This window comes from Dyella sp. 333MFSha, from assembly GCF_900102405.1.
GTDB classification, from domain to species: domain Bacteria; phylum Pseudomonadota; class Gammaproteobacteria; order Xanthomonadales; family Rhodanobacteraceae; genus Luteibacter; species Luteibacter mycovicinus.
Window position 1 is genome coordinate 806450 of the sequence record NZ_FNBR01000001.1, and the last position, 15229, is coordinate 821678.

Genomic DNA, 15229 nt, shown 5'->3' on the forward strand with positions numbered 1-15229 from the left:
CTGATTGGAGTTCGCATGAAGCATGGAACAGCTTGGGTCGTCGGCGTATGCGGGCTTCTTTTTTCGCTCCAGTCAGTCGCGGGCGCCGCTTCCTCCATCGCCATCCGTCCGGGATATACGGCCTGTCTTGACGCTACCGAGGGTCCTGACCTCGATTGGATCGGCTGCTCGCGTAATGAATTCGGATTCCAGGATGTGCGCTTGAATGCGGCTTACCGGACACTCCTGAGCAAACTCCCGGTCGAACAGCGATCTGAGCTGAGGGCAAGTGAGCGGGCATGGATTTCTGCGCGCGATGGCGTTTGTGCCAATAGCAAAGAGGACGGGCAAGGCAAGCCGTTGACGGCGAATGATTGCGCCGTCGTATTCACTGCGCGCCGTGCATCCGCTCTTGAGGTCGCCCTGACGCCTGGAAACATAGATCGGCTTATCGCCACTGACGATCCGTCCTGGCGTGGCGAATATGGCGCATTCGCGCCGCCAGGCGGGTCCGTATACGCGTATCAACCGGGATTTTTATCAGACTCTTCGACGCCGGGCGCGATTTTAGTGACGACCGCAAGTTCAGATTCGAAGTTCGACCGCTCGGTTGAGTTGTTCGTTCCCGACGGCGAGGGGCGGTTGAAAAAAGCCGTGAGTAATTCACGGCTTGTTCCTTGCGCAGGATGTGGTGGGCTGCACGGTGATGACCCGCTAGCCTACGTATGGCTGGCGCAAGGTCGACTCCTGGTCGTGACGAGTGGGGGCGGCCGTGAGCGATGGTCGAATACCTATGCATTCAAGTACTCAGATCCGGCGAAGACCTGGATCTTGTCCAGCGCGCTATTTGGCGAGAAAGACACGGTGACAGGTCAGGAGAAGCGCCGCCTTCTCACGTCCAGGGACTTTGGCGTTGTGAGGTTCGAGGACGCGGATCCAGCGCAACTTTCAGAGTTCAGCAAGCTTTGATGAGTTCATCGTCGGAAGCGAGCCAATAAGGCGCAAGCACCTTCAACCGCTACAGATGCCCAGGGGGCTCGGCTAGCGGCCCAGTGATGGAGCGAACCGCCGCTCGACCCCACATCGCCTTACCGTCCGAAAGAGTCGGCGGGTGCCACTCTCGCGTCCGGTAGCCGCAGGCGAGGGCTCCGACTGGAAGAGGCCGCGAGAGCGGGGCCGGTCAGGGATGACCGGCCGTTTTCGGGGAGGCAGGGACAGCCGACTCGAAAACCCCCAGTCGGAGCCCGACCCGGCCGAAGGCCATTGATACACGGCCGCGGTAGCGGCCTTTCCTTGAGGGGTCGCCGCAGGCGTGGGCGCGAGGGTGGCACCCGCCGGCTCTTGCTCGTGCCGCACGAACGCGGAGAACCAAACGCGATGGCGAAGCCGAGCCCTCAGCTTAAAGCACACAAAAAAGGCCGGTCAAAAGACCGGCCTTCGAACAGCGAAGAAGTCGGAGCGCCTGTTACTGCACCCGCGACACGTTCCCGTTCTCGTCCACCACCACGATGTCGCCCTGGCGAATGGCGCTCGCATCCTTCACCTGGACATTGGTGTATCCACCACCGCCCATCTTCAGACGCAGCGTGTAGCTCTCGCTGCCGCCACCCTTGCCGATTGCGTTACCGGCGAAGCCGCCGCCCACCGCGCCGCCGACGGTAGCCAGCTTGCGGCCGTTGCCCCTGCCGACCTGGTTGCCGAGGACGCCGCCGGCGATGGCGCCGATGACCGCACCCGCGGTGCCGTGGTCGCGGCCCTGGACGACGTTGTGTTCGATGCTCTGGACGACGCCGCACTGGTCGCAGCGGACGTAGATGCCGTCGCTGCGGGTCAGCGTGGCGGCCGAGGCCGGCGCGACTGCCGCCGTGGCGAGCAGGGCGGCCAGGGGAAGGCCGAGGACGGTCTTGACGTTCATGGAAAACTCCTCATTCGAACGGCGGGGACGGTGCCGTAGTGGGACCAGTCTAAGCATCGCTGCTGAATGAATGGCGAGCACGATTCACACTTCACACAAAGACTGGATACTAGGGGCATGACTACCGCCATCCTGTGGTTCCGCCGCGATCTTCGTCTTGCAGATAACCCCGCTCTCGTCGAGGCGATGAAGGCGCACGACCACGTCGTGCCGCTGTACATCCACGCCCCGGAGGAGGAGGGCGAGTGGGCACCCGGCGCCGCCGGGCGCTGGTGGCTGCACCATTCACTGGCGGCCCTGGATACCTCGCTTGGGGCACATCGCGGGTCGCTGCAGATTCTGCAGGGGTCGAGCCTCGATTCGCTGCGCGCAGCCATCGAGGCCACCGGCGCCACAGCCGTGTACTTCAACCGGCTCTACGAGCCGAAGGTCATCCGTCGCGACAAGGCCGTGCGCAAGGCGCTGGAGGAGGACGGTATCGACGTCGCCTCGTTCAACGCGTCGCTGTGGTGCGAGCCCTGGGACGTCGCCACGAAACAGGATGAGCCTTACCGAGTCTTCACGCCGTTCTGGCGCAACCTCCGCACGCGGATCGACGACGTCGGGCCGGTCGACGCGCCGTCGCCCATGCACCTGGCGAGCCTGCCGACGTCGGTGGCACTGAACGAGCTGGCGCTGTTGCCGACACTCGACTGGGCCAGAGGCTTCGACGAATGGACGCCGGGCGAGCGGGGCGCCCACGAGATGCTCGAACTCTTCGCCGATGACGCGGTGGGTCAATACGTGGAAGGTCGCGACCTGCCTGCAAGGCACGGCACATCCAGGATGTCGCCGCACCTGCACTGGGGGGAGATATCGCCCCTCCAGATCGCCGCCGGACTGCGTGCCCACGCGGCCAGGACGAAGAAAAAGCCGGATATCGAGCCCTATCTGCGGCAGCTTGGCTGGCGCGAGTTCGCGCACCATCTGCTGTTCCACTTCCCGAAAACCCCGAAAGAGAACTTCAACCCGAAGTTCAACGGATTCCGCTGGGCGAAGCGCGATGCGCATGCGTTGCGCCGCTGGAAACAGGGCAAGACCGGCATCCCCATCGTCGATGCGGGCATGCGGGAGCTCTGGGCCACCGGCTGGATGCACAACCGCGTGCGCATGCTGGTCGCCAGCCTGCTGACGAAGAACATGCGTCAGCACTGGGTGCTGGGCTCGAAGTGGTTCTGGGACACGCTGGTCGACGCGGACCTGGCCAACAACTCGCTGGGCTGGCAGTGGGTGGCGGGCAGCGGCGCCGATGCCGCGCCGTACTTCCGCATCTTCAATCCGGTGACCCAGTCGGAAAAATTCGACAAGGACGGGGCGTACATCCGGCGCTGGGTGCCTGAGCTTCGCGATGCGCCCGGACGTCTGGTGCATGCGCCGTGGGAAGACGAAGCGTTCCTGAAGGCGTCGGGCTACCCGCGCCCGCTGGTCGATCTGAAGGCCACGCGCGACGACGCGCTTACCGCTTACCAGGCGTCGAAGAGCGATCGGGTGCCGTCCGCGGATCGTGCAGACGGCTGAAGATCCAGCTGGCACTGAGGGTGATCAGGCCGAGCACGATGACCGACCAGCGGAACGCCCAGACATAGCCCTGGGCGTTATGCGAACCGAGGAAGCCGGCCATCAGCAAGGATGCCAGTGCGATGCCGAAGCTCATCGACAGGTACTGCGCGGTCGAGGCCATCGAAGACGCCTGCGAGGCGTACTGCACGTCCAGGTCCACGTAGGCCAGCGTGTTCATCGAGGTGTACTGCAAGGACATCACCGCGCCGTAGACGTAGACGAAGATCACGGTGACCCAGGCCGGCGTGTCGGCCGAAAGCAGCGCGAAGGAGCAAAGTACGGCCGAGACGGCGATGGTGTTGCCGAGCAGCAGGCGGCGATAGCCGAACTGAGTGAGCAGACGGTTGATGAAAGGCTTGACCGAGATCGAGCCGATCGCCTGCGGCACCATCATCATGCCGGCCACAAGGGGCGACCAGCCGCAGCCGATCTGCAGGAACAGCACCAGCAGCAGATACATGCCGGAAACGCCCAGCCGCGTGAACAGGTTGCCGGCCAGCGAAACCCACACGCTGCGCACCTTCAGCAGCGAGAGGTCGCTCACCGGGAACTCGGTACGACGGCTATGCCGGACGTAAAGCATGCCCGTCGCGATCGCGGCAACCGCATAACCGAGCACGAGGGGCCAGTGGCCGTCGCCACCGGCGGTCTCGGCGGCCATCAGCAGCAGCGCCGATGCGCCGGCAAACAGGATAAAGCCCAGCGTATCGAAACGGTGCGCGGTATCCAGCCGGTAGTCCGGCATCTCGCGGCGATTCAGCAGCAGACCGACGATGCCGACCGGGACATTGATAAGGAAGATCAGCCGCCAGTTGGTGAACTCGACCAGCGCGCCGCCGACGAGCGGGCCGACCACCGATCCCAGCAGGCCGAAGGTGGCCACCGTCGTCATCGAACTGACGAACTCCCGGCGATCGATACTGCGCACCAGTACGTAGCGACCCACCGGCATCAGCGCCGCGCCGCCCAGGCCCTGGACGATACGCGAGGCGACCAGCTGCGGCAGGCTCTGGGCCACACCGCACAGTAATGAGCCCAGCGCGAAGACCAGGATCGCGCCGCCGAACACGCGGCGTGTGCCGAAGCGATCGCACAGCCAGGGGCTCATCGGGATGAAGATCGCCAGCGTCAGTACGTAGCTGGTGAGGGCGGTGCGCATGCTCAGCGGCGTCACCTCCAGCGCGTGGGAGATGGCGGGCACCGCGGTGTTGACGATCGTCGAATCCAGCGCCTGCATGAAGAATGCGGCCGACACCAGCCAGATCAGGCCGCGATAACGCGCCTTGCTGGACGGCTCTGCCGGAGCGAGGGCCGGTCGATCGGTAGGTAAGGCGTGGACGTCGGTCGAAATGGGGGTGTCAATGACGTCGGTCGAGGGCATGATCCGGGCGATTATAGCGGATCGAAACCTTGCTTTTGACGCGCCTTCGGCCGACAGTTCAGGGTCGCGTCTGCTTCGCTCATGCCATCACGGACCCTGCACATGCCTCAAGCCACCGCCCCCGAAGCTGAAGTCGCGCGCGCCGCCGAGCTGCGCCGCCGCATCGAGGATGCGAACTACCGCTACCACGTCCTCGACGATCCCGATATTGCCGACGCCGAGTACGACCGTCTCATGCGCGAGCTGGAGGCGCTCGAAGCCGAATACACCGATCTGGCCGCACTCGACTCGCCGACGCGTCGCGTGGGTGCGCGAGCCCATGGCGGTTTTGCCGAAGTCATACATGCCTTGCCGATGCTGTCGCTGGGCAACGCCTTCGAACAGGAGGGCGACACCGACCGCGAGAAGTACCGCGAGGTCGCCGACTTCGAGCGCCGTATCGAACAGACCCTGGGCCGCAAGCAACCCGTGTTTTCCGTCGAGCCCAAGCTCGATGGCCTCGCCATCAGTCTTCGTTATGAGGACGGCGTCTTCGTACAGGGCGCCACACGCGGCGACGGTGCGGTCGGTGAGGACGTCACCGCCAACCTGCGCACGGTGAAGGCGATTCCGCTGCGCCTGCGCGGTTCGGACTGGCCGCGCGTGCTGGAAGTGCGTGGCGAGGTGATCATGCCGCGCGCCGGCTTCGAGAAGTTCAACAAGCGTGCCCGCGAAGCCGGTGAGAAACCGCTCGCCAATCCGCGCAATGGCGCCGCGGGTTCGCTGCGTCAGCTGGATCCCGCCATCACAGCGAAGCGTCCGCTGGCGTTCTTCGCCTATGCGATCGGTCTGGTCGAGGACGGCGAGCTGCCGGATACGCATTCCGCGACGCTGGCGAAGCTGCGCGAATGGGGGTTTCCCGTATCGCCGGAAGTATCGACAGCGAAAGGCTTCGAGGGTCTCATCACCTATTTCCGCAAGATCGGCGAGAAGCGCGACAGTCTGCCGTACGACATCGACGGCGTCGTCTACAAGCTCGACGATTACGAAGGCCAGCAGGAAATGGGCTTCGTCTCGCGCGCACCGCGCTGGGCGATCGCTCACAAGTATCCGGCGCAGGAGCAGATGACCACCGTCGAGGCGATCGAGATCCAGATCGGTCGCACGGGTGCGGCAACGCCCGTGGCGCGTCTCACGCCGGTGCAGGTCGGTGGCGTCACCGTGACCAATGCGACGTTGCATAACGCCGACCAGGTCGCCCGCCTCGACGTCCGCATCGGCGATACGGTGATCGTGCGCCGCGCCGGTGACGTCATTCCCGAAGTCGCGCGCGTGGTGGAAGAGCGTCGGCCGACGGGCACAGTTGCCTGGCGGATGCCCGCGACATGTCCCGTGTGCGGATCCGAACTGCTCCGCGAAGAGGGCGCGGCGGCGTATCGCTGCTCCGGTGGCCTGATCTGCGCCGCGCAACGCAAGGAGGCGCTGATTCACTTCGCCTCGCGTCGCGCGATGGACATCGACGGCCTGGGCGATCGCTTCGTCGACGCGCTGGTCGAGTTCGACATGGTGCACACGCCAGCCGATCTGTATGCGATGACCGTCGACCGCTTCGTGCAGATGAAGACGCTGGCCGATGAGCGCGACGGTTCGACACCGGAGACGGTGAAGCAGGGCAAGGTCGCGACCCGGTGGGCCGAGAATCTCGTAGCCGCCATCGAGGCCAGCAAGCAGTCGACGCTGCCGCGCTTCCTGTTCGGTCTCGGCATCATGCATATCGGCGAGAGCACCGCGAAAACACTGGCATCGTGGCTCGGTTCGCTGGAGTTCGTGCGACATACGCCGGCACCGGTGCTGCGGGTGCTGCCCGATATCGGCGACGAAGTGGCGACGTCGATCGCCGCCTTCTTCGAGCAGGAAGGTAACCAGAAGGTCGTCGACGCGCTGCTCGATGCGGGAATCGTTTTCGCGGACGAGGGCGTGCCGTCGCCGAAGCTGCGTGAGCGGCTGGGGCTGGATGTGCTGCTCGATGCGGCGAAGGTGCCCAAGCTGGGTCCGAAGAGCACAGCGACGCTGGCGAAGAACTACGCGAATCTCGATGCGCTGATCAAGGCGGGCGAGCATCAGTGGATCGTCGCCGGGGTGCCGCAGGCGGCCGCGTCGAATCTCAGTGCTTACCTCGCCGACAGCGATCGCGCGGCGGCTCTGCGCGCCAGTGCGGAGGCGATGGCCCGGCTGGCGGAGGCCTTGCCTGCGAAGGCGGCTGCGGCCTTGCCGCTGGAAGGGCTGACCTATGTGATCACCGGCACGATGGAAGCGCTGAAGCGCGATGACGCGACGGAGCGGCTGGAAGGTCTCGGCGCCAAGGTGGCGGGGTCGGTGTCGAAGAAGACGACGGCGGTGTTCGCCGGTGAGGCGGCCGGGTCGAAGCTGGACAAGGCGAAGGAGCTGGGCGTGCCGGTTTATACGGAGGCGGATCTGGTGGCTTTGCTGGCCGAGCATGGGGCGGCGCCGTGACAGCGGACCATCGCCGAAAGGGCTGGCTCCCGCGGGGGCGCGAGGCCTTGAGACTGCGGGCGGAGACGCTGGGGCGGATTCGCGCGTTCTTCCTCGAGCGCGGCGTGATGGAGGTGGAGACGCCCATGCTTTCCGCCGCCGGAAACACGGATCCCAATATCCAGAGCTTTACGGCCAGCTTCACCGGCCATGTGGATGCCGGTGCGCGTGAGCGCTGGATGCGTACGTCGCCGGAGTTTCCGCTGAAGCGCCTGCTCGCAGCGGGCGCGGGTGACATCTATGAGCTGGGGCGCGTGTTTCGCAACGGCGAGGCGGGCGGCAGGCACAACCCCGAGTTCACCATGCTCGAGTGGTATCGCGTGGGCTGGGATGACGTGAAGCTGGCGCGCGAGGTGATCGACCTGCTGGAGCTGCTGCTGGTCCGGGCGGGCAAGACGTTCGGCGTATACGAGACGACGTATCGCGGCTTGTTTCACGACGCACTGGGCATCGATCCGCTGGTCGATCCGGTCGAGAAACTTCAGGCCGCCATGAGCGGCACGGAGATCGACGGCGAAGGCCTCGAACGCGACGACTGGCTCGACCTCGTGCTGACGCATCGCATCCAGCCGTTTTTTCCGCGCGATCGCATCACGGTGGTGTATGACTTCCCGGCGAGCCAGTGTGCACTGGCGAAGATCCGTCACGACGACCCGCCGGTGGCCGAACGTTTCGAAGCCTATGTCGGGCCGTACGAAGTCGCCAACGGGTACCACGAACTGAACGATCCCGACGAGCAGAGGGCACGCTTCGAGCGTGACAACGCGAAGCGGCGGGAGCGGGGCGACCGCGAAGTGCCGATCGACGAGCGCTTGCTGAGTGTGCTCGCGGATATGCCGGATTGCGCGGGCGTCGCGCTGGGTGTCGAGCGCCTGCTGATGGTGCTGGCCGGTACGGATGCGATTGCCGACGTGCTGGCATTCCCGTTTTCGGAGGCGTGACGATGGGGATGCTCGAGGCCATTCACCACGTCGCGATCATCTGCTCCGACTATGCGAAGTCGAAGGCGTTTTATACCGAGACGCTGGGATTTCGCGTGGTGCACGAGGCGTACCGGGAAGCGCGTGACTCGTGGAAGCTAGACCTGGAAGTGAGCCCAGGCGTGCAGATCGAGCTGTTTTCGTTTCCGTCGCCGCCGAAGCGGCCGTCACGGCCGGAGGCGCAGGGGCTGCGGCACCTGGCGTTTTCGGTAGGCGATATCGATGCAGTCGTGGCGACGTTGGCGGAGCGTGGTGTGGATTGCGAGCCGATTCGTGTGGACGAGTTTACGGGGAAGCGGTTTACCTTCTTTGCCGACCCGGATCATTTGCCGATTGAGTTGTATGAGAACTGAGGCGGGTTGAATCGCCCGCAAGGCGGGCTCCTACAGGTACGGCGGCACCCGGTGCCGATACCCTCTGTAGTAGCGCGCCCCGCGCGCGATGCCCGTCCGCGCGCGATCCCCTCAAAACTCCAGCTCCTGCGCCGCACACAGATAATCCACCATCGGTGCCAGCCGCTTAAAGCTGTCCACCACAAACGGCAGCAGCTCCGATGAGCACGCCATCTCCTCATCGAAATTCTGCCCGGCGGCGAAATTCTTCCGCTTCAGATCCTCGATCAGCTCATGGTTCGGATCGAACCCGCGCGGCGGCCGCGTCAGGCTTTCACCCCAGAACTCGAAGCGCTCGCGAAACGCCTTCCCGTGCGTCGCCCGCTTCCATGAATCCGGGTTGTCCGCGAGGAAGTCGCGCAGCTTCTTCAGGACCGGCGGTTCGGGATGCCACATGCCGCCACCGGCGAAGCACTCGCCCGGCTGGATATGCAGATAAAAGCCGGGCGCCTGGATCTCATGCCGGCGCTCATGAAAGAAGCGCGATCCCTGCCAGCCCTTGTACGGCTGCTTGTCATTGGCGAAGCGCGTATCGCGATGAATGCGATACAGCGAGCCGCCGACCTTGCGCGTATCGGCGCGGTAATGCGGGCTGATCTTCTTCAGCGGCGCGTCGAGGTCGCCGATCAGCTGCAGGAACGGCTCGCGTACGTGACGCTCGTAATCCGCCTTGTGATCCTGGAACCACTCGCGGTTGTTGTTGCGCATGAGCGACTTGAAGAAACGAAAGGTCGCGGGTGTGAAATAAGTCTGGGCCATGGGTGTCAGAGCAGTTCGTGGCCCCACGCTTCCAGCTCGTCGAGCAGGGGCAGCGGGGAGCCGGGCAGGGCGCGGAGGGCGGTGAGTTCGAGCTGGTATTCGTCGAGCGTGAGCGAGGTCAGCGGGCCCCTCCGGGTGAGGCGCGCGACGCGGAACGCCTCCCAGCGCTCGTGCTCCTGTACCGAGAGGGTCTCGGGCCAGTTGCGCGCGCGATAACGGAACAGCAGTTCCGCGTAGCGCGGGTCGCGGAATGTGAAGCCACGCGAGCCCAGCTGGTCGGGCGGCGTGGCACGCACTTCGGCGAGTAGCCGCTTGTCCGCGTCGGGCAGGAAGCCGCCGTACAGCGCGAGTTCCGGATCCTCGGCCGGCGGAAACTGGCCGGCCTGGCCGTAGATGCGCCGCACCTTTTCGGCGAGGCCTTCCGCCTGGCGCAGAAGGGCGAGATGGCGTTCGACCGCGTCCATGTCCAGACCCAGGCGGGCGTGGTCGGCACCCTTCAGCACGGACAGCGGCGCAAGCGCCGGCGCGTTGTTCGCCTTGATCGTGCGCAACGCGATGCGTTCCACCCCTTCGGGCAGGTCGGCGCGCGACGTGAACACGCGGTCGGCGACGTCGCCGTCGTCCAGCGCGAGCAGGTCGGCGGGATCGGCCGTGAGGTCGTAGACGATGATTTCTCCGGCGCGCGACGGATGCGCCGCCAGCGGCGCGATCACGGTCAGGCACTGGCGGCTGGCGGGATAGCGCGACGACACGTGCACCACCGGCGTCATCGCCGCCACGTCCAGCAGTTCGAAGACACGCTGTTTGCGGCGCAGCGCGAAGTACCAGTCCCACAGCTTCGGCTGGTGCCGGCGGATCAGGCGGGCGAGCGCGATCAGGGCTTCGACGTCGGACAGCGCGTCGTGCGCGCGGTCCTGCTTGAGCCCATTGGCGGTGGCCAGGTGCTCGAGCCGGAAGCTGGGCAGGCCGTCCTCACGGGTCGGCCAGACGATGCCGTCGGGGCGCAGCGCCTGACACAGGCGCACGAGGTCGATCAGGTCCCAGCGGGAATTGCCGTTCTCCCATTCGCGACCGTACGGCTCGTAGAAATTGCGGTACAGGAGGTGCCGGGTGAACTCGTCATCGAAGCGCAGCGAGTTGTAGCCCACGGTGCAGGTACCCGGCACGGACAGCTGCTCGTGGATCGCGGCGGCGAAGTCCGCTTCGCGCAGGCCTTCACGTGCGGTCAGCTGCGGGGCGATGCCGGTGATCAGGCAGGCCGCGGGCTGGGGCGGCATGTCGCGCGGCGGCTGGCAGTAGATCATCAGCGGCTCGCCGACGATCTCCAGGTCGGCGTCGGTGCGGATGCCGGCGAACTGGCTGGGACGGTCCCGCCGCGGGTCGGAGCCAAAGGTTTCGTAGTCGTGCCAGAAGAAGGTCGGTTCGGCCATCGGCACATCATCTCATGGGTCGACCTGCTTTCCACGCGCACTGCCGTTAGACTGGGCGACACCGTTAGGAGCCCCCATGACCGCAGCGCACGACGACAACCTCATCTGGATCGACCTGGAAATGACCGGTCTGGACACGGACAACGACTCCATCCTGGAGATCGCCACGATCGTGACCGACAAGGATCTGAACGTGCTGGCTGAGGGGCCGGTCTTCGCGATCTCGCATGCCGACGCGCGCCTGCAGCAGATGGACGCCTGGAATCGTAACCAGCACATGCGCTCGGGCCTCTGGGGTCGGGCCGTCGAGTCCGACACCGCACCGGGTGAAGCCGAAACGGCCACCATCGAATTCCTCAGGCAGTGGGTGCCCGCCGGCAAGTCGCCGATGTGCGGCAATTCCATCTGCCAGGACCGCCGCTTCCTGCATCGCGAGATGCCGAAGCTGGAGCGCTTCTTCCATTACCGCAACCTCGACGTATCCACGCTGAAAGAGCTGTCGCGTCGCTGGTCGCCGGACATCGCGCGCGGCTTCAACAAGGACTCCGCTCACACCGCGCTGTCCGACATCCGCGATTCGATCGAAGAGCTTCGCTATTACCGTCGCTTCATGGGCCCGATGGGCGGCCCGCAGCAGGGCTGAGCCATGAATCCCTTCGCCACCTCGCTGGACTGCAACGGGCGCGCACTGGTCCTCGACCGGCCGCGTGTCGTCGGCATCGTCAACGTCACGCCGGATTCGTTTTCGGACGGCGGCCGGTACGACACGCTCGACGCCGCCTACGAGCACGCCCTGCGCCTGGTCGAAGAAGGCGCCGACATGCTCGACATCGGCGGTGAGTCCACCCGCCCCGGTGCGGACGACGTCGGCGCCGCGGAAGAAATCCGTCGCGTGGTCCCGTTGATCGAGCGGCTGGCCGCGGCGACCACCGTGCCGCTCTCGATCGACACCTCCAAGGCGGAGGTGATGCGTGCCGCCGTCGGCGCAGGCGCCGGCATGATCAACGATGTCTTCGCGCTGCGTCGTGAGGGGGCGCTCGATACCGCCGCCGATCTGCGGGTGCCGGTCTGTCTGATGCACATGCAGGGCGAGCCCCGGGGCATGCAGGACGCGCCGGATTACGACGACGTGGTCGGCGAGGTCCATCGCTTCCTGACCGACCGGCTGTTCTCGTGTGAACTGGCCGGCATCGATCGCAGGCGGGTGCTGGTCGACCCGGGCTTCGGATTCGGCAAGAACCTCGAGCACAACCTGGCCCTGCTGCGCGCCACGGGGCGCTTCGCGGAACTCGGCGCCGGGGCGTACGTCGGTCTGTCGCGCAAGTCGATGATCGGCGCCATCACCGGTCGTGACGATCCGCGCGCCCGGGTGTCCGGCTCGGTCGCCGCCGCCCTGATCGCCGTGCAGCGTGGCGCCATCCTGGTCCGGGTGCACGACGTGGCCGCCACGGTGGACGCCCTGGCCGTGCAGCACGCCGTCCAGGCCGGCGACACCGCCGCCCGGGTCGACAAACCCACGATGCCGCGCTGGCCGGACGACGACTGAGCCGGGGTCGCGCGCGGGCGCCGGGGTCGCGCGCAGGGCGCGCTCCTACAGGCGGCTTTTGTAGGAGCGCGCCCTGCGCGCGAAAAGCCAACAAGGCGACGACGCGGCACCCCCCATCCGGAGGTATCCTTCCAACCCCGGAAAGGAATTAGCCATGAGCGAACGCAAATACTTCGGTACGGACGGCATCCGTGGCCACGTCGGCTCGTACCCGATCAGCGCCGACTTCATCCTGCGACTGGGCCGTGCCGCCGGTGCCGTGCTGGCGCGCCGCCGCGCCGCCGACCGCCGCGGGGCCTGTGCCGGTCCCGATCGCCGCGACCCCAACCGCAAGGTGCTGGTGGTCATCGGCAAGGACACCCGCGTGTCCGGCTACATGTTCGAAGCCGCGCTGGAAGCCGGTCTGGTCGCCTCCGGTGCCGACGTCCGCCTGCTCGGCCCGATGCCCACACCGGGCGTGGCTTACCTGACGCGTTCCCTGCGCGCCGACGCCGGTATCGTCATCAGCGCCTCGCACAATCCGCACCAGGACAACGGCATCAAGTTCTTTTCCGGGCAGGGCGAAAAACTGGACGATTCGCTCGAGGCCGAGATCGAGGCCGAGCTCGAGGCGGACTTCGCCACCGTGGCGTCCGAAGCGTTGGGCAAGGCCCGCCGCGTCGACGACGCGGTGACCAAGTACGCCGAGTTCTGCAAGTCCACCGTGGCCGACGAGTTCTCGCTGCGCGGCATGCGTCTGGTGCTGGACTGCGCCCACGGCGCCACCTACCAGGTCGCGCCCAAGGTGTTCACCGAGCTGGGGGCCGAGGTCTCGACCATCGGTGCCGAGCCGGACGGCCTCAACATCAACCGCGGCGTCGGTTCCACGGCCCCCGAGGCGCTGGCCAGGGCCGTGGTCGAGCGCGGGGCCGACCTGGGCATCGCCTTCGACGGTGACGGCGACCGCGTCCGCATCGTCGATGCCGACGGCTCGGTCACCGATGGCGACGACATGCTCTACGTCATCGCGCGCCACTGGAAGCGCAAGGCATCCCTGCCGGGTCCCGTCGTCGGCACGCTGATGAGCAACTATGGCCTGCAGCGTGCGCTGAAGGCGATGGACATCCCCTTCGTGCGCGCCAACGTGGGCGATCGCTACGTCCTGCAGCAGCTCAAGGAACACGGCGGCATCCTCGGCGGCGAGACGTCCGGGCACGTGCTGTGCCTCGACCGCTTCACCACGGGCGATGGCATCGTCGCCGCGCTGGCCCTGCTCGAATGCCTGGCCGAGACGGGCGAGACCTTCGGCGAGGCCCGTGCCGGTCTGGTCAAGCTGCCGCAGACGATGCTCAACGTGCGCGTGCAGGGCGCCAAGGCGGCGCTGGGCAGCGACACGGTGAAGCAGGCGCTTGCCGAGGTGGAAGCCGTACTGGAAGGACGCGGGCGCGTCGTACTGCGGGCTTCGGGTACCGAACCGCTGGTCCGCGTCACCATCGAGGCCGCCGACGCGGCCGAAGTGGAACGTCTGGCGGGGCAGCTGGCCGAGGCCGTAAAATCGGCGGCCCAGGCAACCGCCTGAACGAAATCCGGAAGCAGCATGAAGAAGGTTCCCACCCTCGATATCCGTCGTTACGAGACCGACCGCGACGCCTTCGTCGCCGAGCTCGGCGCGGCCTATCGCGAATTCGGTTTCTGCGGCATCAGCGGTCACGGCATCCCGAAGGAAGCCATCGACGGCGCGTACGACGCCTTCGTGCGCTTCTTCGCGCTGCCCGATGAGACCAAGCGGCAGTACCACATCCCCGGCGGTGGCGGTGCGCGCGGCTACACGCCGTTCAAGGTCGAGACCGCCAAGGACAGCAAGTTCGCCGATCTCAAGGAGTTCTGGCACATCGGTCGCGAGATCCCGCGCGACTCGAAGTTCGCCGACGTGATGCCGGCCAACGTGTGGCCGTCCGAGGTGCCGGACTTCAAGGAAAAGGGCTACGGCATCTACGACGCGCTGGACCAGCTCGGCGCGCGCGTGCTCCGCGCCCTGGCCCTGCACATCGACCTGCCGGAGCGTTTCTTCGACGACAAGATCGACTCGGGCAATTCCATCCTGCGTCCGATCCATTACCCGCCGATCGTGCAGGACGACGTGCCCAACGTGCGCGCCGGTGCGCACGAGGACATCAACTTCATCACGCTGCTGGTGGGCGCGAGCGCGGAGGGCCTCGAGGTCCTCACGCGTGAAGGTGAGTGGCTGCCGATCACCACCGAGGGCGACGCCATCGTCGTCAACATCGGCGACATGCTGCAGCGCCTCACCAACCACGTGTACCCGTCGACGACGCACCGCGTGACCAACCCGCAGAACGCCAACGCCCGCAAGCCGCGCTATTCGGTGCCGTTCTTCCTGCATCCGAACCCGGATGTCGTGCTGGACGTGCTGCCGTCCTGCATCACGCCCGAGAACCCGAAGCGCTACCCGGAGCCGATCACGGCGCACGAGTATCTTCAGGAACGTCTGCGCGAGATCAAGCTGATCTGACTCCGCCTTAGCGGCTTTTTCACCGGGAGGGTCCCACGATGGACCCTCCCGGTTTTCGTTCCGGAGTACCTCGTGAAGACATCCAGCCAGCAAACGCCGGCCAAGCCGTCGTCTACCCGAAAAAAGGCCGCCTCACCAAAGGGCAGCGTGCGCACCTCCGGTAAGCGCGTGCGCCGCCAGCGCACGATGCGCGCACGCGGCCGG

General features: G+C 66.1%; 13 protein-coding genes. 9 read left to right on the forward strand and 4 right to left on the reverse strand.

All coding sequences use genetic code 11. The features are described from left to right. Positions 1-15 precede the first annotated feature (15 nt). Complete coding sequence (locus BLT40_RS03680) at positions 16-948, forward strand: lysozyme inhibitor LprI family protein (RefSeq protein WP_090351451.1); 933 nt, start codon at positions 16-18, stop codon at positions 946-948. A 496-nt stretch (positions 949-1444) separates the two neighbouring features. On the opposite strand, the gene BLT40_RS03685 is transcribed toward BLT40_RS03680, so the two are convergent. Continuing rightward, positions 1445-1894, reverse strand: a complete 450-nt coding sequence (locus tag BLT40_RS03685; protein ID WP_036112607.1) for a glycine zipper 2TM domain-containing protein — start codon at positions 1892-1894, stop codon at positions 1445-1447. 117 nt (positions 1895-2011) lie between these two features. Between BLT40_RS03685 and BLT40_RS03690 the strand changes: the two genes are divergently transcribed. After that, complete coding sequence (locus BLT40_RS03690) at positions 2012-3451, forward strand: cryptochrome/photolyase family protein (protein WP_090351454.1); 1440 nt, start codon at positions 2012-2014, stop codon at positions 3449-3451. Here BLT40_RS03690 and BLT40_RS03695 read toward each other — a convergent pair. Then, on the reverse strand, positions 3390-4874 hold the full coding sequence (locus BLT40_RS03695) for an MFS transporter (protein ID WP_090351456.1): 1485 nt from the start codon (positions 4872-4874) through the stop codon (positions 3390-3392). The genes BLT40_RS03690 and BLT40_RS03695 overlap by 62 nt on opposite strands. 102 nt (positions 4875-4976) lie before the next feature. Between BLT40_RS03695 and ligA the strand changes: the two genes are divergently transcribed. Genes ligA through BLT40_RS03710 form a run of 3 tightly spaced genes read left to right on the forward strand, consistent with a single transcriptional unit; the run spans position 4977 to position 8739 of the window. Beyond that, a complete protein-coding gene (gene ligA, locus BLT40_RS03700) occupies positions 4977-7367 on the forward strand; it encodes an NAD-dependent DNA ligase LigA (RefSeq protein ID WP_090351459.1) in 2391 nt (796 codons plus the stop codon). A 47-nt stretch (positions 7368-7414) separates the two neighbouring features. Next, positions 7415-8347: an EF-P lysine aminoacylase EpmA gene (epmA, locus tag BLT40_RS03705; protein WP_255363927.1), complete on the forward strand. Its 933-nt coding sequence runs from the start codon at positions 7415-7417 to the stop codon at positions 8345-8347. An 8-nt stretch (positions 8348-8355) separates the two neighbouring features. Next, positions 8356-8739 (forward strand): SMU1112c/YaeR family gloxylase I-like metalloprotein, encoded by a 384-nt coding sequence (locus BLT40_RS03710; RefSeq protein ID WP_043697909.1) that lies wholly within the window; start codon positions 8356-8358, stop codon positions 8737-8739. A gap of 111 nt (positions 8740-8850) precedes the next feature. On the opposite strand, the gene BLT40_RS03715 is transcribed toward BLT40_RS03710, so the two are convergent. Both BLT40_RS03715 and sbcB read right to left on the reverse strand, forming a co-directional pair. Continuing rightward, positions 8851-9537 carry a DUF2461 domain-containing protein gene (locus tag BLT40_RS03715; RefSeq protein WP_043694491.1) on the reverse strand — a complete coding sequence of 229 codons (687 nt, stop codon included), beginning with the start codon at positions 9535-9537 and terminating at the stop codon, positions 8851-8853. Positions 9538-9542: 5 nt separating this feature from the next. Next, entirely contained in the window at positions 9543-10967 is a 1425-nt protein-coding gene (sbcB, locus tag BLT40_RS03720) for an exodeoxyribonuclease I (RefSeq protein WP_090351463.1), read from the reverse strand. 76 nt (positions 10968-11043) lie between these two features. On the opposite strand from sbcB, the gene orn reads away from it, so the two are divergent. From orn to BLT40_RS03740, 4 genes are all read left to right on the forward strand, one after another. After that, positions 11044-11610, forward strand: coding sequence for an oligoribonuclease (orn, locus tag BLT40_RS03725; protein WP_036112618.1), 567 nt, complete (start codon positions 11044-11046; stop codon positions 11608-11610). A gap of 3 nt (positions 11611-11613) precedes the next feature. Then, the gene (gene folP / locus BLT40_RS03730; RefSeq protein ID WP_079520316.1) at positions 11614-12513 is read left to right on the forward strand and encodes a dihydropteroate synthase; all 900 of its coding nucleotides are present in this window, start codon (positions 11614-11616) and stop codon (positions 12511-12513) included. A 154-nt stretch (positions 12514-12667) separates the two neighbouring features. Then, positions 12668-14071 carry a phosphoglucosamine mutase gene (glmM, locus tag BLT40_RS03735; protein ID WP_090351466.1) on the forward strand — a complete coding sequence of 468 codons (1404 nt, stop codon included), beginning with the start codon at positions 12668-12670 and terminating at the stop codon, positions 14069-14071. Between the two features lie 18 nt (positions 14072-14089). Then, positions 14090-15025, forward strand: coding sequence for an isopenicillin N synthase family dioxygenase (locus BLT40_RS03740; protein WP_036112623.1), 936 nt, complete (start codon positions 14090-14092; stop codon positions 15023-15025). The last annotated feature ends 204 nt before the right edge of the window (positions 15026-15229 follow it).